Origin of the sequence: Spelaeicoccus albus (assembly GCF_013409065.1) — a bacterium.
GTDB lineage: Bacteria > Actinomycetota > Actinomycetes > Actinomycetales > Brevibacteriaceae > Spelaeicoccus > Spelaeicoccus albus.
In genome coordinates this window covers 2,363,499-2,382,481 of the sequence record NZ_JACBZP010000001.1, presented here as the reverse complement: position 1 = coordinate 2,382,481, position 18,983 = coordinate 2,363,499, and the positions used below count along the sequence as shown (strand labels likewise).

At 66.7% G+C, this 18,983-nt stretch carries 19 protein-coding genes; 12 read left to right on the top strand and 7 right to left on the bottom strand.

From position 1 onward, the window contains the following. Positions 1-41: 41 nt before the first annotated feature. Entirely contained in the window at positions 42-365 is a 324-nt protein-coding gene (locus BJY26_RS11055) for a DMT family transporter (RefSeq protein ID WP_179428232.1), read from the top strand. Beyond that, positions 362-910 (top strand): TetR/AcrR family transcriptional regulator, encoded by a 549-nt coding sequence (locus BJY26_RS11050; RefSeq protein ID WP_179428230.1) that lies wholly within the window; start codon positions 362-364, stop codon positions 908-910. Before BJY26_RS11055 ends, BJY26_RS11050 begins: the two co-directional genes overlap by 4 nt. Positions 911-914: 4 nt before the next feature. Here the strand turns inward: BJY26_RS11050 and BJY26_RS11045 are convergent, their stop codons facing one another. After that, complete coding sequence (locus BJY26_RS11045) at positions 915-2,126, bottom strand: adenylate/guanylate cyclase domain-containing protein (protein WP_237249016.1); 1,212 nt, start codon at positions 2,124-2,126, stop codon at positions 915-917. After that, complete coding sequence (locus BJY26_RS11040) at positions 2,123-3,034, bottom strand: biotin--[acetyl-CoA-carboxylase] ligase (protein ID WP_237249015.1); 912 nt, start codon at positions 3,032-3,034, stop codon at positions 2,123-2,125. Before BJY26_RS11040 ends, BJY26_RS11045 begins: the two co-directional genes overlap by 4 nt. A gap of 179 nt (positions 3,035-3,213) precedes the next feature. On the opposite strand from BJY26_RS11040, the gene BJY26_RS11035 reads away from it, so the two are divergent. From BJY26_RS11035 to BJY26_RS11020, 4 genes are read left to right on the top strand one after another with little or no spacing between them, the layout of a single operon-like run. Then, positions 3,214-4,869 (top strand): acyl-CoA carboxylase subunit beta, encoded by a 1,656-nt coding sequence (locus BJY26_RS11035; protein WP_179428227.1) that lies wholly within the window; start codon positions 3,214-3,216, stop codon positions 4,867-4,869. Further along, positions 4,866-5,138 carry an acyl-CoA carboxylase subunit epsilon gene (locus BJY26_RS11030; RefSeq protein WP_179428225.1) on the top strand — a complete coding sequence of 91 codons (273 nt, stop codon included), beginning with the start codon at positions 4,866-4,868 and terminating at the stop codon, positions 5,136-5,138. Before BJY26_RS11035 ends, BJY26_RS11030 begins: the two co-directional genes overlap by 4 nt. Before the next feature lie 28 nt (positions 5,139-5,166). Further along, on the top strand, positions 5,167-6,852 hold the full coding sequence (locus BJY26_RS11025; RefSeq protein ID WP_237249014.1) for a DUF885 domain-containing protein: 1,686 nt from the start codon (positions 5,167-5,169) through the stop codon (positions 6,850-6,852). Between the two features lie 16 nt (positions 6,853-6,868). Next, positions 6,869-7,531: a LysE family translocator gene (locus tag BJY26_RS11020; RefSeq protein ID WP_179428223.1), complete on the top strand. Its 663-nt coding sequence runs from the start codon at positions 6,869-6,871 to the stop codon at positions 7,529-7,531. Positions 7,532-7,537: 6 nt separating this feature from the next. On the opposite strand, the gene BJY26_RS11015 is transcribed toward BJY26_RS11020, so the two are convergent. The 4 genes from BJY26_RS11015 to BJY26_RS11000 all read right to left on the bottom strand — a co-directional run bounded on the left by BJY26_RS11015 (position 7,538) and on the right by BJY26_RS11000 (position 11,518). Beyond that, positions 7,538-7,861: a hypothetical protein gene (locus BJY26_RS11015; RefSeq protein WP_179428222.1), complete on the bottom strand. Its 324-nt coding sequence runs from the start codon at positions 7,859-7,861 to the stop codon at positions 7,538-7,540. After that, on the bottom strand, positions 7,862-8,668 hold the full coding sequence (locus tag BJY26_RS11010) for a Bax inhibitor-1/YccA family protein (RefSeq protein WP_179428220.1): 807 nt from the start codon (positions 8,666-8,668) through the stop codon (positions 7,862-7,864). A gap of 113 nt (positions 8,669-8,781) precedes the next feature. Then, the gene (locus BJY26_RS11005) at positions 8,782-10,041 is read right to left on the bottom strand and encodes an Nramp family divalent metal transporter (RefSeq protein WP_179428218.1); all 1,260 of its coding nucleotides are present in this window, start codon (positions 10,039-10,041) and stop codon (positions 8,782-8,784) included. Between the two features lie 100 nt (positions 10,042-10,141). Beyond that, on the bottom strand, positions 10,142-11,518 hold the full coding sequence (locus tag BJY26_RS11000; protein WP_372465377.1) for a M20 family metallopeptidase: 1,377 nt from the start codon (positions 11,516-11,518) through the stop codon (positions 10,142-10,144). Positions 11,519-11,603: 85 nt separating this feature from the next. On the opposite strand from BJY26_RS11000, the gene BJY26_RS10995 reads away from it, so the two are divergent. The 4 genes from BJY26_RS10995 to BJY26_RS10980 are packed head-to-tail and all read left to right on the top strand — an operon-like array spanning position 11,604 to position 16,081. Further along, a complete protein-coding gene (locus BJY26_RS10995) occupies positions 11,604-12,695 on the top strand; it encodes a FecCD family ABC transporter permease (protein ID WP_179428216.1) in 1,092 nt (363 codons plus the stop codon). Beyond that, positions 12,692-13,741: a FecCD family ABC transporter permease gene (locus tag BJY26_RS10990; protein WP_179428214.1), complete on the top strand. Its 1,050-nt coding sequence runs from the start codon at positions 12,692-12,694 to the stop codon at positions 13,739-13,741. Before BJY26_RS10995 ends, BJY26_RS10990 begins: the two co-directional genes overlap by 4 nt. Before the next feature lie 31 nt (positions 13,742-13,772). After that, the gene (locus BJY26_RS10985; RefSeq protein ID WP_237249012.1) at positions 13,773-14,600 is read left to right on the top strand and encodes an ABC transporter ATP-binding protein; all 828 of its coding nucleotides are present in this window, start codon (positions 13,773-13,775) and stop codon (positions 14,598-14,600) included. Between the two features lie 50 nt (positions 14,601-14,650). After that, positions 14,651-16,081 carry an MFS transporter gene (locus BJY26_RS10980; protein WP_179428212.1) on the top strand — a complete coding sequence of 477 codons (1,431 nt, stop codon included), beginning with the start codon at positions 14,651-14,653 and terminating at the stop codon, positions 16,079-16,081. An 18-nt stretch (positions 16,082-16,099) separates the two neighbouring features. Here the strand turns inward: BJY26_RS10980 and BJY26_RS10975 are convergent, their stop codons facing one another. After that, positions 16,100-17,557 (bottom strand): MFS transporter, encoded by a 1,458-nt coding sequence (locus tag BJY26_RS10975; protein WP_342354664.1) that lies wholly within the window; start codon positions 17,555-17,557, stop codon positions 16,100-16,102. Between the two features lie 64 nt (positions 17,558-17,621). Between BJY26_RS10975 and BJY26_RS10970 the strand changes: the two genes are divergently transcribed. Beyond that, positions 17,622-18,122 (top strand): MarR family winged helix-turn-helix transcriptional regulator, encoded by a 501-nt coding sequence (locus BJY26_RS10970; RefSeq protein ID WP_237249011.1) that lies wholly within the window; start codon positions 17,622-17,624, stop codon positions 18,120-18,122. A gap of 29 nt (positions 18,123-18,151) precedes the next feature. Beyond that, positions 18,152-18,982 (top strand): PhzF family phenazine biosynthesis protein, encoded by an 831-nt coding sequence (locus tag BJY26_RS10965; protein ID WP_179428210.1) that lies wholly within the window; start codon positions 18,152-18,154, stop codon positions 18,980-18,982. Position 18,983: the final 1 nt, after the last annotated feature.

Below are 18,983 nucleotides of genomic sequence, written 5' to 3'. Positions count from 1 at the left end.
ACATTTGTACATGTGCATTTGTCCAAGAGAATCGGATCGTCATGGTGTATTTCGCGTTGGCGGCGGCAATCGCGTCGGAGGTCGGCGGCACCTATCTGCTGAAGTTCACCGACGGGTTCACCAGATTGTGGCCGTCAGTGGGATCGCTCGGTCTCTACGTCGTCTCGGTTTTCCTGCTCGCGCAAATCGTCAAGACCCTGCCGGTCGGGCTCACCTACGCCGTCTGGGCCGGCATGGGAACAGTGGCCATCGTGGCCGTCGGCGTGATGTTCCTGCATGAAAAGCTCGACGCGCTCACCGTGCTCGGACTGGCGTTGGTAGTTGCCGGCGTCGTGATCCTCAATATGAAGTCGGCCGCGCATTGAGCGGCACGCGCAGTCCCCGGCAACCTGCCGGACGCCGGGAAGAGATACTCCGGGCGGCCGTCGACGTCATTGCCGACCACGGCCTGGCCGGCGCCACGCACCGGCTGATAGCCGAGCAGGCCGGCGTTCCGCTGGGATCGACAACTTATTATTTTCCGACGCTGTCGGATCTGACCACCACGGCACTTGAAGCCGCAATGGCCGGGTACGACGACGAGCTTGACGACTGGGAACGATTCCTCCGACGCAGCGCGGACGTGCCTGCCGCGCTCGTCGAACTTGCCGCGCAGTACGTGGACGCCGGGTCGACGGCGATCATCGAATACGAACTGTACGTTGCCGCAGCCCGGGAACTCTCGCTTCGCCCCCTCGCCGAGCAGTGGGTGGACAGGCTGTCGGCGATCCTGGCGCCGTACGCGCAGGCCGAAGCGGTCGCCGCCGTCACGATGTTGCTGGACGGCGCAATCGTGCAAGCCATCGCCTTGGGCAGGCCGCTGGACGGCGACACGCTGGAAGCCGCGATCCGCGCCGTCATCGGCGCATAAGCCGCTATTCCAGGTCGATGTCGATGCCCTCGCCGCGGCCGCGAGCCAACTGAACGGTGTTGACGCTGCCGAAACCTTGTAACGAGCGGCTCGGCTGCGGCAGCAGGACGAACCGCTCGTCCGGCCCGAGAGTTGCGGCGGTGGACGCGTCCATCAGCACCGTACCGGGCTCGGCCACGGCAGTCAGGCGTGCGGCAAGGTTGACTGTCGACCCGAAAATGTCGCCGAGTCGCGACAGGATCCGGCCCCACACCAGCGACACGCGTGCATGCGGCAGATCCGGATCGGCGCCGATTTGCTCGGCAAGGCTCAACGCGATCTCGGCTCCCGTCTCCGGCGATTCGGCGGCAAAGAACACCTCATCGCCAACCGTTTTGATCACGCGACCGCCGCCTGCCGCAATGATGTTGTACGTCAAGGTCTCGAACCGCTGCACCAGCTTGGCGAGCTTCCTCGGTTCCATTCCTTGGGACAAGCGGGTGAACGACACCAGGTCGGCGAATCCGACGGCCCGCGCCAACGGCAGACCCTCGTCATACCATTCGTGCCGGTTCTTTTGCGCCAGCCCGTCGGCGGCCCGCACGCTGAGACGGCCGACGGCCGAAGCGAGTTCACGGCGCCACGCGTACACCATCATGTTTTGCAACGGGGTGACCACGGCGTCCAATTCGGTCACCAGCAGTTCCCGCGCTCGCGTGTCGTCGATGCCGCGACTGGTGGCCAGGTGTTCGACAAGCGTCTCGGCCTGCCATACGACGAGCCTGTCCATGGTCTGGCCGATAGCGCGCGTCAGGGAGATCGCGACGTCCTCGCTGACGACGTCGCGGCGCACCATGTCGACGACGGTTTGCAGGCCCTCCAGATCGCCGACCGTGAACGCAACATCGTCATCGGCCACGTTCGGAAATCCCAGCGCTCGCCAGAGCCTTCGAGCCGACAGCATCGACACGCCGGCCCCGGCCGCCACTTCCCGGCGGTTGAGGTGGCGTTCGCCGCCCATCAGGCGCCGTTCGAGCTTGTCCGCGGCCGCCCGCAGGTTCGCCGTCAGCGCGCGCAGTTCCTCGTCATCGACGTCGTCCGTGCCGACCGGCGGATTCGACTCGGGTTCCTCGCTGTCTTTCGCCCCGTCGCTCGGCGTGCCGTCACCCGACACGACCGTCAGCTGTGAGGTCTCGGGCGCGTCGCGGGATTCGATCCAGTCGTCCGATTTCGTCACAGGTCACCTGCCCGGAGATGGACCACGTCGCCGGCCGCCAGGCTGGTGGGCACGCCGGCCGGGTCGATGATCACGAGCCGCCCGGCGTCGTCCATGGCGCGTGCGCGACCGGTCAGCCGCTCGCCGCCGGGCAGTTCGGCGACGACGTCCCGGCCGATAGTCATCGTGTTTTCACGCACCGCCGCGGCGAGGCCCGCCGACTCGGCGTCCCCGCCGGTCTCGCGCATCGCCGCATACCAGTACGCCGCGCGGCGAAGGTAGGCCCGAAGAATCGTGTCCCGATCGGTCGTCGAACCGCCGGCCAGTTCGACCGACGTCGCCGTTTCGACGGGCAGTTCCGCGGCCGACAAGGACACGTTGATGCCTGCTCCCAGCACGACGGCACTTTCGTTGCGGTCGCCCCGGTCGATGGTCAAGGCCCTGGCCAGCACACCGACAAGCTTCTTCTCGCCTTCGCGTACCAGCACGTCGTTCGGCCATTTCACACCCGTATCGAGGCCCGCCACATCGGCAAGCGCCTCGGCGGCGGCGAGACCACCCAAGAGCGGAAGCCACCCGTACGCGTCGGCCGGCCACCCCGGCCCGTCCTGGCCCGGCCGCAGCAACACCGAGACCAACACGGCGGACCGCGGCGGTGTCGCCCAGCCGCGCCCGCGTCGTCCGGCCCCTGCGGACTGGTAGTCGGTCGTCAGGACGGAAAGATCTGGCCACGCCGCCTGGTCCGCCGACGCGTCGCCGGCCAGCTGCTCGTTCGTCGACGCGATCTCTTCGACGAGTTCGACCCGGGCGAACGGGCCGGACGGCGGGCAGAGCGCGCGACGCAGGGCTCGGACGTCGAGACCGGGACGCTCCAGATCGGAGAACCGGCCGGCATCGCCTGGGGTACCGGAATTCGATTCATTGTGCACCTCGTCACTGTATCGGGCCGAAGTGAACGTCCCCTGAAACCGGTGCCGTTTGTCGTTTTCCACAGTTGATGGGACGCGACACGTCATGATTCCCACAGCCGCTTTCATGGGGTCTCTAGCGTGAGAATTAGTAGGACGGCAAAGTGTCGTCGAACGCTCGACCGAAAAGGAGCCGGCTGATGGAATATTCGCTCGCCGCCACCCGAGTCGATGCGCCCGCGCCGAAGGCCGCGGCGCCGGCCACGACCACCGGGGACGCTCCGGATCTCAAGACGACCGCAGGCAAGCTGGCGGAGTTCCACCGCCGCCGCGATGCGGCGCATGCCGGAAACGAACGCGCCATCGCTTCCCAGCACGGACGCGGCAAGCAGACCGCCCGCGAACGCTTGGACAAGCTGCTCGATCCCGGCTCGTTCAATGAGATCGACGAGTTCGCCAGGCACCGGTCGACGAACTTCGGCATGGACTCGAAGAAGTTCGACGGCGACGGCGTCGTCACGGGTCTCGGCACGATCGAGGGCCGGCCGGTAGCCGTGTTCGCCCACGATTTCACGGTTCTCGGCGGCTCGCTGGGCGAGGTGTTCGGCCAGAAGATCGTGAAGATCCAGGAAACGGCGCTCCGGCTGGGCTGCCCCATCATCGGTATCAACGATTCCGGCGGCGCCCGGATCCAGGAGGGCCCGGCGTCCATCGCGCTGTTTGCGGAGATCTTCCGCCAAAACGTGCAGGCTTCCGGCGTGATCCCGCAGATCTCGGTCATCATGGGCCCCACGGCCGGGGGCGCGGTGTATTCGCCGGCCATCACCGATTTCACCGTCATGGTCGACAAGACCTCGCACATGTTCATCACCGGCCCGGACGTCATCAAGACCGTCACCGGAGAAGATGTCGGGTTCGAGGAACTCGGCGGCGGACGCGCGCACAATGCGACGTCCGGTAACGCCCACTATCTGGCAGTGGACGAAAGCGACGCCCTCGAATACGTCAAGGACCTCGTGTCGTTCCTTCCCCAGAACAATTTGACAGACGCCCCGGCGTACGACTTCCCCGCCGACCTCGAGTTGAATGACGCCGATCGCGGGCTCGACACGCTGATTCCTGATTCGGCGAGCCAGCCGTACGACATCAAAGAAGTCCTCACCACCGTGCTGGACGATGCCGAGTTCTTGGAAGTACAGGAACTGTACGCCCCCAATATCGTCATCGGCTTCGGTCGAGTCGAAGGCGAACCGGTCGGCATCATTGCCAACCAACCGTCACAGCTGGCCGGCACCCTTGACATCAACGCGTCGGAAAAGGCCGCCCGGTTCGTGCGCACATGCGACGCCTTCAACGTGCCGATCCTGACGTTCGTCGACGTGCCGGGTTTCCTGCCGGGAACCGATCAGGAATGGAACGGCATCATCCGCCGCGGCGCCAAACTGATCTTCGCCTACGGCGAGGCCACGGTGCCGATGATCACCGTGATCACCCGTAAGGCGTACGGCGGCGCCTACTGCGTGATGGGGTCGAAGCAGCTTGGCGCGGATTTGAATCTGGCCTGGCCGACGGGGCAGATCGCCGTCATGGGCGCTCAGGGCGCGGCCAATATCGTGTACCGCAAGCGGCTGGCCGCGGCAGCCGCGGGCGGCGAGAACGTCGAGGCGCTGCGTACACAGCTCGTCGACGAGTACGAAGACGCGCTGCTCAATCCGTACCTGGCCGCCGAGCGCGGCTACATCGACGCCGTCATCGCCCCGAGTGAAACGCGCGCCCGGATCGTGCAGGGACTGCGCACGCTGCGGAACAAGCGGGCATCGCTGCCGGCCAAGAAGCACGGGAACATCCCGCTATGAGCACCGGCAGCCTCGTCGGCGGCACACCCGAAGGACGGCATTCCGCCCCCGTGGACTTCCGCGTCCTCGGCGACGCCACGGCTGACGAGATCGCGGCGGTGACGGCAGTGCTGCAATCCGTGGCGTTCTCGCCGTCCGGCCTCAAGGCCGAACCCATCAAGCGACGGTCCGCGTCAACCTGGAACTCGCACGCCGATCTCGTGACCCGCGCGCCGGCTGCCGGCCCCGGGGCGTGGCGCGCCTCGGCCCGAGGATCCGCTCGCGCCTGACCGCGCCCATGAGGATAGAGTGCATCGTGTGAGCAACGATGACACCACGAGCAGAACCCCGTCCGAGATCGATGCCGTAGCCGACGCCTACGTCGAAAAGCTGGCCGGCCTCTCCCCCATGACCGCAACGGCTTTGGGCGTGCCTGGCGACGATACGCGCCTGGACGATTTCTCGCCGCCGGGTCTCGACGCCGTGAGCGCGCTGACGGAGTCGACGCTTGCGCAGCTGGACGGCCTCACGCCGCGCGATGCCGTTGACGAGGTCACGCTCGATGCCATGACCGAGCGTCTTGGCCTCGACAAGGAGATCGCAGATCGCGGCTACCTGCTGGGCGAACTCAACGTGATCGAATCGCCGTTGCAGAGTATTCGCGCGATCTTCGACCTGATGCCGTCGGCGGATGTCGACGACTGGCAGAACATCGCGGCCCGGATGCGCGATGTGCCGCGCGCCGTCCACGGCTATATCGAATCATTGGACGCCGGACGCCGGGCCGACCGCGTCGCTGCCCGGCGTCAGGTCGCCGAATGCATCAAGCAGGCGAATCAGATCGGTGCTGGCGATGGGTTCTTCGCCGGTCTGGCCGCCGGTGCGGACCCGACTCTGCCCGACACCCTGCGCTCCGAACTGTCCGGAGCCGCTTCGGACGCCGGACTGGCCTATCGCGAGCTTGCCTCGTATCTCGAGTCCGAGCTCTCCCCCGTCGCGCGGGAATCGGATGCGGTCGGGCGTGAGGAATACGCGTTATGGTCGCGCTACTTCATCGGAGCCGAGGTCGACCTCGACGAGACCTACCAGTGGGGCTTGGACGAGCTCGCGCGCATCACCGCCGAGCAGGAAGAAGTCGCCCGGCAGATCAAGCCGGGAGCCGGCGTCCAGGAGGCGATGGAGCTCTTGGATGCCGATCCGGCCCGCCGGCTGAACAGCACCGCCGAGCTGCAGGCCTGGATGCAAGATCTCGCCGACACGGCAGTGCGCGAGCTGGCCGGCACGCATTTCGACATCCCGGACCCGGTACGCACCATCGAATGCAAGATCGCTCCGACCCAGGACGGCGGCATCTATTACACGCCGCCGGCCGACGGGTTCTCCCGGCCCGGTCGCATGTGGTGGTCGGTACCGGAGGGAGTCACGCAGTTCAATGCCTGGCGCGAGACGACGACCGTGTACCACGAAGGCGTGCCCGGGCATCATCTGCAGTGCGGACAGACCGTGTACCGCACCGAGCTGCTCAACAAATGGCGCAGACTCGCCTGCTGGGTGTCCGGCCACGGCGAGGGCTGGGCACTCTACGCCGAACGGCTGATGGCGGAGCTGGGTTATCTTGACGATCCGGCCGACCGGATGGGCATGCTCGACGGACAGCGGCTGCGGGCCGCACGAGTCGTCATCGACATCGGTGTGCACTTGGGGAAGCCGGCCCCGGAGGAATGGGGCGGCGGCACGTGGGATGCCGACAAGGCCTGGCCGTTCCTGCAGGCGAACGCCAATATGGACGACGAATTCCTGCGGTTCGAGTTGCTGCGCTATCTTGGCTGGCCGGGGCAGGCGACGTCCTACAAGGTCGGACAGCGGCTGTGGGAGAACATCCGCGACGAGGCCCGTGCCGACGCCGAGCGCGCCGGCCGGGAATTCGACATCAAGGCGTTCCACCGGCGCGCCCTCGACGTGGGCTCGGTGGGGCTCGACACGTTGCGGCGCGCATTGAGCTGATCGGGCGTACCGGCCGATGGTGACAGCGCAGCAAGTTCTCACGTTCGCCGCAGCGTGCGTCGTGCTGATAGTCGTGCCGGGGCCGGCGGTCATGTTCGTCATCGGCCGGACACTCGCGGAAGGCCGCCGTTCGGCGATTCTCAGCATTCTGGGCAATTCGATCGGCTCGTATCTCGTCGCCGCCGTCGTCGCCCTGGGGCTCGGCAACGTCTTGGCCAAGTCGGAGATCGTCTTCACGGTCGTCAAGTACGCGGGCGCGGCCTATCTGGTCTACCTCGGCGTGCAAGCGATCCGGCACCGGCGAGACGTCACCGCCCCGACGGGCTCGGCGTCGCCGCCCGGATCGGACGCGCCGTCCCGCCGGGTACGCGGCAACGGCCCGCGACAGTTCCGCCAGGGCGTGGTCGTGGGGATCACGAACCCGAAGGTCTACATCGTGTTCGCGGCGATCCTGCCGCAATTCGTCCGGGCCGGCGCCGGCAACTTGCCCGCGCAAATGCTTGTGTTGGCGCTTGTGCCGCTCGTGATCGGCCTGGTCACCGACAGTGCGTGGGCCTTCGCTGCCGGGGCGGCCCGGGCGTTCTTCGGCAAGTCGCCGCGCCGGCTCGAAGCCTTTTCCGCCGTCGGCGGGTGCGCCATCATCGGCTTGGGCGTGACGACGGCGCTGACGAAAGCGTAGGGCGCCTCACAGCGCCCGGCGCAGTCCCACCAGGATTTCGATCCCCTCGTCAAGGTCCGGCCCCGCCCCGGCCAGGGCGACGTCGTCGATCATGACGGCCAGCCTGTCGGCAAGAGTCCTGTCGCCGGCGTCCGGAACTGGTCGCACCGGCCGCCCCTCGGCGCGGGCACCCAAGTCGGCCATACTGCCGATCGCCCGGAGAATGAGGCCACGGCGCGATTCATCGGCGCCGGCGGGCACGGCGTCCAACTGCGCAATTGACAACCCGATGATGCGGTTCGTCAGCCGCCGACGTTCGAGGAGCAGCTGCCGGACCTGCTCGCCCGGCATTTACCGGCCGCGGAAAAGGGCGAGGATGCGCAAGATCTCGATGTAGAGCCAGATCAGCGTGACCATGAGACCGAAGGCGCACGTCCAGGCGTATTTGCGCGGGATGCCGTTCTGCACGCCCTTTTGGATCATGTCGAAGTCCATGACGAGGCAGAACGCGGCAAGGACGACCGCCACGACGCCGATGACGATGCCCAGCGGCATCCGTCCGATGATCGGCAGGTCCACTTCGATGCCGCGCATGCCGAACATGCTCATGTCCGGGTTGAACAGCATGACGCCGAGGTTGACCAGGCAAAAGACGCCGTAGCCGATGACCGCCATTAACAGCATTTTCGTGAATTTGGGCGTGACCCGGATCTTGCCGGAGGCGAAAAGCGCAAGCATGACGCCAAACACGCTGAAGGTGCCGATGACCGCCTGCAGCACGATTCCCGAGTACATGCCCTCGAAGATCCCGGAGATGCCGCCCAAGAAGACGCCTTGCGCTGCCGCGTAAATGATGATGAGCGCCGGCGACGGTTCGCGCTTGAACGCGTTGACCAGGCCGAGGACGAATCCGACAAGCGCCATCGGAAGCGCCAACGCGGGCACGAACCAGCCGACAACGGCTGCAGCGAGCAGGACCGCGAAGAGGGACCCGGTCTTGATCATGACGTCGTCGTACGTCATCCGGCCGGTCTGCGCCGGACCCGCGGACGGCTGGGCGTACAGGTTCTCGAGTTGTTCCTTGGTCATGAGCGGCGCGTTCGGATCGCGCCCGTTGAGGGCCCTGTTACGGGCGAAGATCGGGTTGCTGGACGGCATATCGATGTCCTCCGGTTGAAAAAGGGGGCACGCGGCCGCCGACCGGCTCGCGTGTCTCGTCACACAATGCTATCGGAACGCCCTGTGCGTGCGCCGAATGCGCCGATCCGGCATTAGTCCAGCAGTGTCGCGACCAGGTACGCGTTCAACGCGATCACGCCGACCGCGATGACCACTGCCGCAGCCGTCAGTGCCCACGCATTCCGGTAAGCGCCCATGTGCCGGCGTCGGGCAGTGATCCACACCAACGGAATGACGGCGAACGGGATGCCGAACGACAGCACGACCTGCGAGAGCACCAGCGCGTCCGTGGCGTTCATCCCGGCCACCACGAGCGCCATTGCCGGAACCAGTGTCACGCCCCGCAAGATGGCCGGGTGGATGCGCCGGTGCAGGAAGCCGTCCATGATCACCTGACCGGCGAACGTGCCCACGCTCGTGGATGCCAGCCCGGAAGCCAGCAACGCAACGGCAAACGCGATTGCCGCGGCCGGCCCGCTGATCGATTCGATCACGCGGAAGATCCGCCCCAGGTCCTCTCCCCCGGCCCTGACGGCGTCCGGCCCGCCGATCCGCAGCCCGGCGGACATCAGCAGCATGGCGGCGTTGATGACGCCGGCGGCCGTCATGGCCACGACCACGTTGACGCGGTGGCGGCGCAGGGCCCGGGCGGTCTCGGGCGCCTCGGTCGGTGTTGCGGCCTCGGGAAGTCCCGAGTGCAGGTACACCACGTGCGGCATCAGCGTGGCGCCGAGGATCCCGGCCGACAAGACGACCGCGGACTCGTCCGGAAGCCGCGGCACCAGACCGGCCGCAGCGTCCGGAACCGACATCCCCGCCGACACGAGCCCGTAGCCGAGTCCAATGAGGATGACGGCCAGGAAACCGATGACGGCGTATTCGAACCGGCGGCGTCCCGTACCCGAGAGCATGAGCACCAGCAGCCCGACTGCTCCGATGGCGAGTACTCCGGCCGGCATGGGCATCCCGACGAGCATGTTCAACGCCAGCGCACCGCCGATCAACTCGGCCAGGTCGGTGGCAATGGCGATGAATTCGGCCTGCAGCCACATCCCCAGCGTCACCCAGGGCGGTGCCGTGTCGCGGATCAACTCGGGTAGGCTCCGACCGGTCACCGTGCCCAGTTTGACCGACAGGTATTGCACGATCATGCCGAACACGTTGGCCGCCACGATCACCCACAACAGCAAATAGCCGTGTCTGGCTCCGGCGGAGAAGTTCGTGGCGAAGTTTCCGGGATCCACATACGCCACTGCCGCGATGAAGGCCGGGCCCAGCACGCCGAGGCGCACGAGCCGCCCCCGCAGGCGCGCACCCGGAACCCTTTCTCGGGCTCGCCGCTGCTCCGTCATGCCTCAGGTGTACGACGTGCAGGCACGTTCCGTCATCTCAACAATCCATCAAGTGCGAAACCGTTGTACCAACCCCTCCGGTCGCCGCTCGGCGACGCGGTCAGTCGAAAAAGCGCGGCACGTCGACGGCCCCGCCCTGGTCTTCGAACTCCTGATCCACCGCGTCTCGCAAGTCGCCGTCGGCCAGATAGTCCAGAACGACGGCGGCCAGGCCGTACGCGCCGTCCCGCACGGCCTCGTCCGCTTCCGTGCCGGCGGCCGCCTCGGCGAACTCCCGGGTGTGCAATGCGGTGCCGGCGTCGGCGATCTTGATGAGCGGGTGGATACCGGGCAGCCGGTAGCTGATATTGCCGAAGTCCGTGGACGCCGCAATCGTCTCGGGCACGACACCGAGCGGCAGCGACTGCCTGCCGCGCGCCGATTGGGCAACCGCCCAGCGTCCGGTCAGCGCGCCGTTGGTACGCACCGGCAGTGACGCCGGCTTGTCGTCCCATTCGATGTCAACGCCGGTGCCGGTCATCATGGCGGCCCCTTCGGCGATCTTGGTCAATCTGTCGCTGAGGGACTTCAACGTCTCCGGGTACTTGCTGCGGGCGTACAACTTCATTTCGGCGGTCTCCGGGATGATGCTGGGGCGCGTCCCGCCTTCGCTGATGACGGCGTGCACACGGTCGACCGGCAGCATCTGCTGACGCAGCAGCCCCACTGCGTGGTAGGCGAGCGTCGCGGCGTCCAACGCGTTGCGCCCCATGAACGGCTGGGCCGAAGCATGTGCCGCGGCACCGTGGAAGGTGACGGACATGAGACGCCGGCCCAACCAGACCTGCTCGGCGACGTCGTAGCCGTACGGATGCACCATCACTGCCGCGTCGATCCCGTCGAAGGCACCGGCACGGGCCATGTATTCCTTGCCCGAATTGCCCTCTTCGGCGGGGGTGCCGAGAAAGACGACGCGCCCCGGGGCTTCAGCCGGATCGCCCTCGGCCAGTGCCGAACGCACCGCCAGGTAAGCACCGACCCCTGCCGCTGCTATCACGTTGTGGCCGCATCCGTGGCCGATCTCCGGCAATGCGTCGTACTCGGCAAGGATGGCGATGGCGGGAGCGTCCTCCGGGGTCCCCGGCCGGACGAACTCGGACCGAATCGCGGTTTCCAGGCCGTGGACGCCGAGCTCGGCCGACACTCCCGAATCAGCGAGCAGCCGGATTATCGCCCGTGCCGATTCGCGTTCGTCGAACGCAGTCTCCGGATTGGCGTGCAACGAGTGGCTGAGTGCAATCAGGCGGCCGGCTTCGGTATCGACCGCAGCTCCGGCCCGGTCCAGGATTTTCCGCGGCGCGCCGGCGAAGCGTGACGACGGCGGCTCGGCGGCTTCGGCCCGCGCGCGGGTGTCGCGGGACATTTGCTCGGAAAAGTACCTGTTGACGGGTTCGGGCTGGTTCGACATGGTACGAGGGTACGTGGTGATGTGCATCATCCCCGAGCCACTGTCTCTCATATGCAGGTTAGGCTTACCATAGAAAAGCCCGTAACCATTGTGACGACAGACCCGGAAGCCGCTCATGCCCCTTGCCACCGATCGACCGAACCGCCGCCCCGGCGCGGCAAGCCGGTCGAACGGCAAAGCGTCCGGCCATCCCGGCGGCAGCGGCCTGTTCGGCAAGCGCGGCGCTGCGCCGGGTCTCGTGGCGGCCGTCGCCCTCCTTGCAGCTGTCGCGGTTGTGAGCATCATGGTCGGATCAAAAAGCCTGTCCCCGGCGGTGGTCTGGGACGCGCTGTGGAACGGCGGACACGGCTACGACGTCGCAATAGTCCGGTCGCTCCGCGTGCCGCGGGCCGAAGCCGGAATCCTTGTCGGGGCGGCGCTTGGAGTCGCCGGCGCACTCATGCAGGCATTGACGCGCAATCCGCTCGCCGACCCGGGCATCCTCGGCATCAATGCCGGAGCCGCGGTCGCCGTCGTTCTGGGCATCTCACTGCTCGGCGTCGGAAGCGTCACCGGATACGTCTGGTTCGCGTTCGCCGGCGCAGCACTGGCAACCGTGCTCGTCTACGTCCTCGGATCCGCCGGCCGCGGCGGCGCCACCCCGGTGCGCTTGGCGCTGGCCGGCACGGCGATTGCGGCAGCCCTCGTCGCCGTCACCCGCGGTATCACGCTGACCAATGTGCAGGCGTTCGACAAGTTCCGGTTTTGGGACGTCGGGTCGTTGGTCGGGCGCGGCAACGACTTCCTCGTTCCGTTGCTGCCGTTCTTTGCGGCAGGGCTCGTCCTGTCTTTCGCCTTGGCCGGCCCGCTCAACGCCATGGCGCTCGGGGACGATACCGGGAAGGCCCTCGGCGCACATCTCGGACTCGTCCGGACCGGCTCGCTGGTCGCGGTCACGCTGCTGTGCGGCGCCGCGGTAGCCGCCGCCGGGCCCATCGCGTTTGTTGGCTTGACAATTCCACACATTGCGCGCGCACTCGTCGGGCCGAACCAACACTGGGTGTTGCCGTATTCGGCGGTACTCGGCCCGATCCTTTTGCTGGGGTCGGACATCGTCGGCCGTGTCGTCGCCTCCCCCGGCGAGATCCAGGTCGGCATCGTCACGGCGTTCGTCGGCGCACCGGTCTTCATCGCGCTCGTCCGGCGCCGGAAGCTGGCGCAGCTGTGAGCGCCACTCCCGCCCTGCGCCGGCGCGCAGGCACCGCCGCGCCGATAGGGCACCGACGCGCCGTCCGGCCTCTCATCGTCGGATTGGCCGTGACGGCGGCGATCGTGCTTGTCGCAGTCCTCGGCCTGATGCTGGGCGATTTCACGCTGACCCCCGGCGAGGTCTTTGCCGCGTTGACCGGCCACGGCAGCCGCGCAGCCGACCTCGTGGTCGTCGATTGGCGGCTGCCGCGGGTACTGCTGGCAGCTCTGACCGGCTGCGCGTTCGGCATTTCCGGAGCAATCTTCCAATCGATCTCGCGCAACGCGCTCGGCAGCCCGGACATCATCGGATTCACGTCGGGCGCGGCGTCCGGCGCGCTGGTGCAGATCCTCGTGGTCGGTGCTTCCGGCGCGGCGGTGTCGGGCGGAGCGATCGCCGGCGGGTTCGTCACGGCCGCAATCGTATACGGCCTCTCGTTCAAGGGCGGCGTGCAAGGTTACCGACTGGTTCTTGTCGGCATCGGCGTGTCCGCCGTGCTGATGTCGCTGAACTCGTACCTCATCCTTCGCGCTCAGGTCGACCAAGCGCAAGGGGCTGCCATTTGGATCACCGGAACCTTGAACGGGCGCGGCTGGCCCGAGGACATCGCCGTCGGCATCTGCCTGGCACTCTTGATGCCGATGGCGTTGAAGCTGAACCCGTCGTTGGCGCTGATGGAGATGGGTGACGACACCGCAAAGGCGCTCGGCGTCTCGGTCGAACGCGACAGAATGCTGCTCATGGTCGTCGGCGTCGGGCTGACGGCCGTGGCCACCGCGGCAGTGGGACCAATTGCGTTCGTGGCGTTGGCCTCGCCGCATCTGGCGCGCATGTTGTGCCGATCGCACCGCCCCGGCCCCGTGACGGCCGGGCTGATGGGCGCACTGCTGATGATGGTGGCCGATTTCGCCGCTCAACGACTTTTCGCGCCCACTCAGCTGCCGACGGGCGTCCTCACCAGCGCAATCGGCGGCGCCTATTTGGCGTGGCTTTTGACGCGCCAGTGGCGAGCCGGCCGTGGCTAGAACTCGAACACGTCATGAAAAGGAGACGACAGTGACTCAGACGGCCGTCGTGCCGGACGCCGGAACGCGGGGCCGCGTGCACGGCGAGGGCCTTACCCTCGGCTACGACAAACGAGTTGTCGCCGAGAACCTCACCATGAACATTCCGGACGGCTCGTTCACGGTGATCGTCGGTCCCAACGCCTGCGGCAAGTCGACGGCGTTGCGCGCACTGTCGCGACTGCTCAAGCCGTCGTCCGGCTGCGTGTATTTGGACGGCGAGCTGATCCAGTCGCTGCCGGGCAAGGAAGTGGCTCGTCGCTTGGGAGTGCTCCCGCAGTCGTCGCAAGCGCCCGACGGCATCACGGTAGCCGATCTGGTGGCGCGCGGACGGCACCCGTACCAAAAGCTGCTGGCCCGTTGGTCGTCGGACGACGAACGCGCGGTCACCGACGCAATGGCGTCCACGAACATCGTCGACCTGGCCGACCGGCTCGTCGACGAGCTATCCGGCGGGCAACGTCAGCGCGTCTGGCTGGCAATGGCGCTGGCCCAGCAGACCCCTGTCCTGCTTCTGGACGAGCCGACCACGTTCTTGGACGTCGCTCACCAGATCGAAGTACTCGATCTGTGCGCCGATCTGCATGAATCGTCCGGGTACACCATGGTCGCCGTCCTGCACGATCTCAATCACGCGTGCCGCTATGCCACGCATTTGATAGCGATGAAGGACGGCTCCATCGTGGCGGAGGGCCCGCCGTCCGAAATCGTGGACGCCGACCTGGTCGAGCGCGTCTTTTCGCTTCGCGCCCGCGTGATCCCGGATCCGGAAACCGGGACGCCGCTCATTGTGCCGCTTGCGCGCGGCGCCATCGCTTAGCGACGCCGCCGCCCGACCCGCCTCTTTTCCCGTGTGAAATTGTTGAAATCGTGCATTCCGAGAATTTCCGCACGGGACGGGCACTGAGGTTTTCCGCGCCGCCGTGGTCGATTCTCGCCGCTTTGCTCATCGCCGACTTGGTCTACGGATTCCAGCAGACGGCAATTACTCCGGCACTGCCGGTCGTCCGCCACGAGCTCGGAGCGTCCCGCGAGTGGACGTCGTGGCTGTTGTCCGGATACTTCATCGTGGCCTCGGTCGCCCCGTTGCTCTTGGGCAAGGTCGCCGACAGATTCGGCAAGCGGCGCATTTATCTGCTTGCGCTGGCGATCTTCACGGTCGGCAGCATCGGCGCGGCGTTCGCGCCGTCAATCGGACTGCTGGTGATGTGGCGACTGGTGCAGGGCGCCGGCGGAGCCGTCTTCCCGTTGAGCTTTTCGATTTTGCGGGACGAATTGCCGCAGCATCGGATCGGTCCCGGCATCGGCGTGCTGACCGGAGGCTTTGGGCTCGGTGCGGCGGCCGGATTCGGCGTCGGCGGGCTGATCACCGAATTCGCTTCGTGGCGGTGGGTCTTCGGCGTTGGAGCGATAGCGCTCATTGTCGCCATCGGACTGGTCTGGGCCATCGTCCCGGCGAACTCCGTGCGGACGCCGCGCCGGCTCGACACGCCCGGTGCCCTGCTTTTCGGTGCCGCCATCGCCGCGCTGATCATCGCCCTGACCGAGGGTCCGAGTCGCGGCTGGGCATCGCCGCTGGCCATCGGTCTCTTCGTTGTCGCGGCCGCCGCGGTCTGTGCCTGGCTGTTGCGCGAGCTGCGAACGAGCGATCCGCTGATGGATTTGACGGTGCTTGCTTCGCGCCCGGTCTTGTTCACGAACATCGTCTCGATGGTCAGCGGCTACTCGGTCATCGGCGTCAACATCCTCGTCCCGTTTTTGCTGACCGCTCCCGATTCCGGAGCGCCGGACGCCGCGTTCGGGCTGACTGCCGGGCCGCTGCTCACCGGGATCGTCTTGCTCCCGCGGGCGTTCGGCCAATCGGCCGGCGGCCCCGTGACCGGCCGGATCAGTCGGTGGATCGGACCGGGCAATGCGCTTGCCGTCTCGCTGCTCCTTGCCGGAATCGGTGCGGCAGGTCTGGCGTTTGCGCGCGGCACCATTTGGCTCATCCTCGCCGAACTGGCGGTGGTCGGCGTGGGATTCGGGCTGTCGATCAGTACGGGGAGCAGCCTCGTCACGCTTGCCGCCGCTCCGGACCAAACGTCGATCGCGGCCTCGATCAATTCCGTCCTGCGCCGAGTCGGCGGGGGCATCGGCGCTCAAATCGCCGCAGCGCTGCTGGCCGCCGACACGGTTGCCGGAAGCGGGGAGCCGTCGTCGCGGGCATTCACCGTGGCGTTTGCCCTCGCGGGCATCGTGGCGGTGGCAGGTGCCGTCCTCGCGTTGCTGATCCGTCCGGATTCGACGCCGGCGCGCTAGGACGAGCCGGCCGCTGCGTCAGGCAGCGGTTTCCAACTCGCGCTCCGGCCGCTCCGCTGACTTGGCGCCGGTCGACCGGATTGTCGCGGCGATTCCGGCAGCCGCGAGCGCCGCGCCGCAACCGATCAGCAATGCCGCGATGAATCCGTTCTCGGTCGGGATCGCATGCCCGCCCAGTTGCACACTCATGCCGGTCAGAACCGCTCCAATGACGGCTGCCGAGACCGAGGTTCCGATCGAGCGCATCAGCGAATTGACGCTGTTTGCCGATCCGGTCTCCGACAACGGCACATTGGCCATGATGAGAGCCGGCATGGCGCCGTACGCGAATCCGACTCCGGCGCCGCTGACTGCCGTCGCGATCACCAGGCCCCACGTCGAGCCCATCAGCACTGTGGCACCGGCATAGCCGGCCGCCATGATGAGGCAGCCGATCGTCAAAGTGACCTTTGGCGTGTACCTGGCCGACACTTTGGCTCCCAGCGGCGAGACGGCCATCATGGCGACTCCCTGCGGGATCATCCACAGTCCCATTTGCAACATGGTCTGGCCGAGACCGTATCCGGTGGCGACGGGCAATTGCATGATCTGCGGGATGATGAGCGATTGGGCGTACATGCCGAACCCGACAACTATCGACGCAGTATTGGTCAGCAGGACCGGTCGACTGATTGTCACGCGCAGATCGACAAGCGGTGCGGGTGAGCGAAACTCCCACATGCCCCACGCGACGAGGATGACGACGGCCGCGACGAAGCACGCGATAGTTGAGCCGCCGGCCCAGCCCCATTCGCTTCCCTTGGACACGGCAAGCAACAACGCCACGAGACCCGCTGCCAGCCCGACAGCGCCGAGAAAGTCGAACCGGCGCGTCGTTGCCGCCTCGCTCACGGGCGGCGCCGGGATCAATCGCCAGATCAGCACGAACTCAACGGCGGCTGCCGCGGCAGTGCCCCAAAAGAGCCATCGCCAGTCGAGATCTTGTGCGACGGCCGCAGCTATCGGAAGCCCGAGCGCACCGCCGATTCCCATTGACGAGCTCATCAGTGCGATGGCGGTCCCGACCTTTTGCGGCGGAAGCACATCCCGGATGAGACTGATGCCGAGCGGAATCATTCCCATGGCCAGACCCTGGATGCCGCGACCGATCACCATGACCACGAGCCCCGAGGCCATTGCGGCTATTGCCGATCCCGCCACCAACGGAATCATCGACACCAAGAGCATGGGACGCTTGCCGTACAGGTCCCCCAGCCTGCCGGCGACCGGGGTACTGACGGCGCCGGTGAGCAGCGTGACGGTGATGACCCACGAAGCGTCGGCGGCCGTCGTGTGCAACATGGCCGGAAGCTGCGCAATCAGCGGTACGACGAGCGTTTGAGTCAATGACGCCACGATTCCGGCCGCCGCCAAAACTGCAACTATCGGCCCGGTCCGGCCGGCGCTGGTGGGTGAGTTCAAAAGGGTCTCCTGCACGTCGTCGGAAATTCTATGTGTAGTCTACACATAATATGTAATATACACATATTAAGGTGGAGACGTGCCAAGGGACGATGACGCGATAAGCGAGGTGACGATGGAGGGGCCGGTGGAGTCCGTGGAGTTCGAAATGATGATCCTCGGTCGGCATTCACTCCTTGAAGGTCGGCAACGTTCGGGTAGCACCAGATTGGACCGAAGCGCCTACACGATCCTTTCCCGGATGAGCATTTCCGGGCCGATGAGCATCGGCCAGCTCTCCGAGGCTTTCGGGCTCGATGCGTCCACGTTGAACAGGCAGACCGCCGCACTCATGCGTGCCGGGCTCGCCGAGCGCATTCCCGACCCGGACGGCGGCATTGCCCGCAAATTCCGGCTCACTGCCAAGGGGCGACGCATGCTGAAGGAAACTCGGGATGCAAATGTGGATGGGCTCGAACGCGTCTTCAAGACCTGGTCGCGCGCCGACATCGAAACCTTTGCCGCCCTGCTGATGCGCTATAACGGCGATATCGAACGCATCTGGGCACGAGTCTGGCCGCGTCCGGGCAGCGAGAGCTGATCCGGGCATTCGTGTGTCAAGCTGGGGTGATGGAGATCCCGCTGCACCAGATCGACGCATTCGCCACCAAACCGTTCACCGGAAACCCGGCAGCCGTCATGCCGCTGGGCGAATGGCCGAACGACGCCGTCCTGGCCGGTCTGGCCGAGGAGAACAACCTTTCCGAAACCGCTTTCTACACTGCCGCGTTACCTGCCGATACGCCTGACCGCCCCGAGGGCGGGATGCCTCAATACCACTTACGGTGGTTCACCCCCGTCACGGAAGTCGACCTGTGCGGGCACGCCACGCTTGCCGCGGCCGCGCAACTGTTCGAGGACGAGCATCCGAATCTCGACGAGATCGCGTTCTACGGCAGATCCGGCTGGCTGACGGTCCGTCGGACCGGCCCTCGTACGCTGGAGCTCGATTTCCCGGCCGAATTCCCCGAACCCACGGCGCCGGACGACGAGATCAGCCGCGCGCTCGGCATCCGGCCGGTCTCCACGCACGCCGCAACGGACCTGCTGTACGTCGTCGACGACGCGCAGGCGGTGCGTGCGCTGGACCCCGATTTCACGGCGCTGCGCCGGATGGACGCACGCGGCGTCATGGTCACGGCCGAAGGCCCGACCGACGGGCCGGACTTCGTCTCGCGCTGGTTCGGCGGCAAAGCCGGCGTGGCCGAAGATCCGGTGACCGGATCGGCGCACAGCCAGTTGGCGCCGTTTTGGGCAGCCAGGCTCGGCAAGACGGCGCTGCGGGCCGAGCAGCTCTCGGCCCGCGGCGGCGTCGTCGACTGCACCGTCGAGGGTGATCGGGTGCGCTTGGCCGGATCGTACGTGCGCTATCTGGATGGTTTCGTCACTCTCGAGACCTGAG

What these genes read in the sequence shown, in the direction of transcription:
- BJY26_RS11020 (WP_179428223.1), top strand. Translation starts at nt 6,869, where the DNA reads ATGGTGACAGCGCAGCAAGTTCTCACGTTCGCCGCAGCGTGCGTCGTG.
- BJY26_RS11035 (WP_179428227.1), top strand. Translation starts at nt 3,214, where the DNA reads ATGGAATATTCGCTCGCCGCCACCCGAGTCGATGCGCCCGCGCCGAAG.
- BJY26_RS11005 (WP_179428218.1), bottom strand. Translation starts at nt 10,041, where the DNA reads ATGACGGAGCAGCGGCGAGCCCGAGAAAGGGTTCCGGGTGCGCGCCTG.
- BJY26_RS11030 (WP_179428225.1), top strand. Translation starts at nt 4,866, where the DNA reads ATGAGCACCGGCAGCCTCGTCGGCGGCACACCCGAAGGACGGCATTCC.
- BJY26_RS11015 (WP_179428222.1), bottom strand. Translation starts at nt 7,861, where the DNA reads ATGCCGGGCGAGCAGGTCCGGCAGCTGCTCCTCGAACGTCGGCGGCTG.
- BJY26_RS10965 (WP_179428210.1), top strand. Translation starts at nt 18,152, where the DNA reads ATGGAGATCCCGCTGCACCAGATCGACGCATTCGCCACCAAACCGTTC.
- BJY26_RS10995 (WP_179428216.1), top strand. Translation starts at nt 11,604, where the DNA reads ATGCCCCTTGCCACCGATCGACCGAACCGCCGCCCCGGCGCGGCAAGC.
- BJY26_RS11055 (WP_179428232.1), top strand. Translation starts at nt 42, where the DNA reads ATGGTGTATTTCGCGTTGGCGGCGGCAATCGCGTCGGAGGTCGGCGGC.
- BJY26_RS11000 (WP_372465377.1), bottom strand. Translation starts at nt 11,518, where the DNA reads ATGATGCACATCACCACGTACCCTCGTACCATGTCGAACCAGCCCGAA.
- BJY26_RS11010 (WP_179428220.1), bottom strand. Translation starts at nt 8,668, where the DNA reads ATGCCGTCCAGCAACCCGATCTTCGCCCGTAACAGGGCCCTCAACGGG.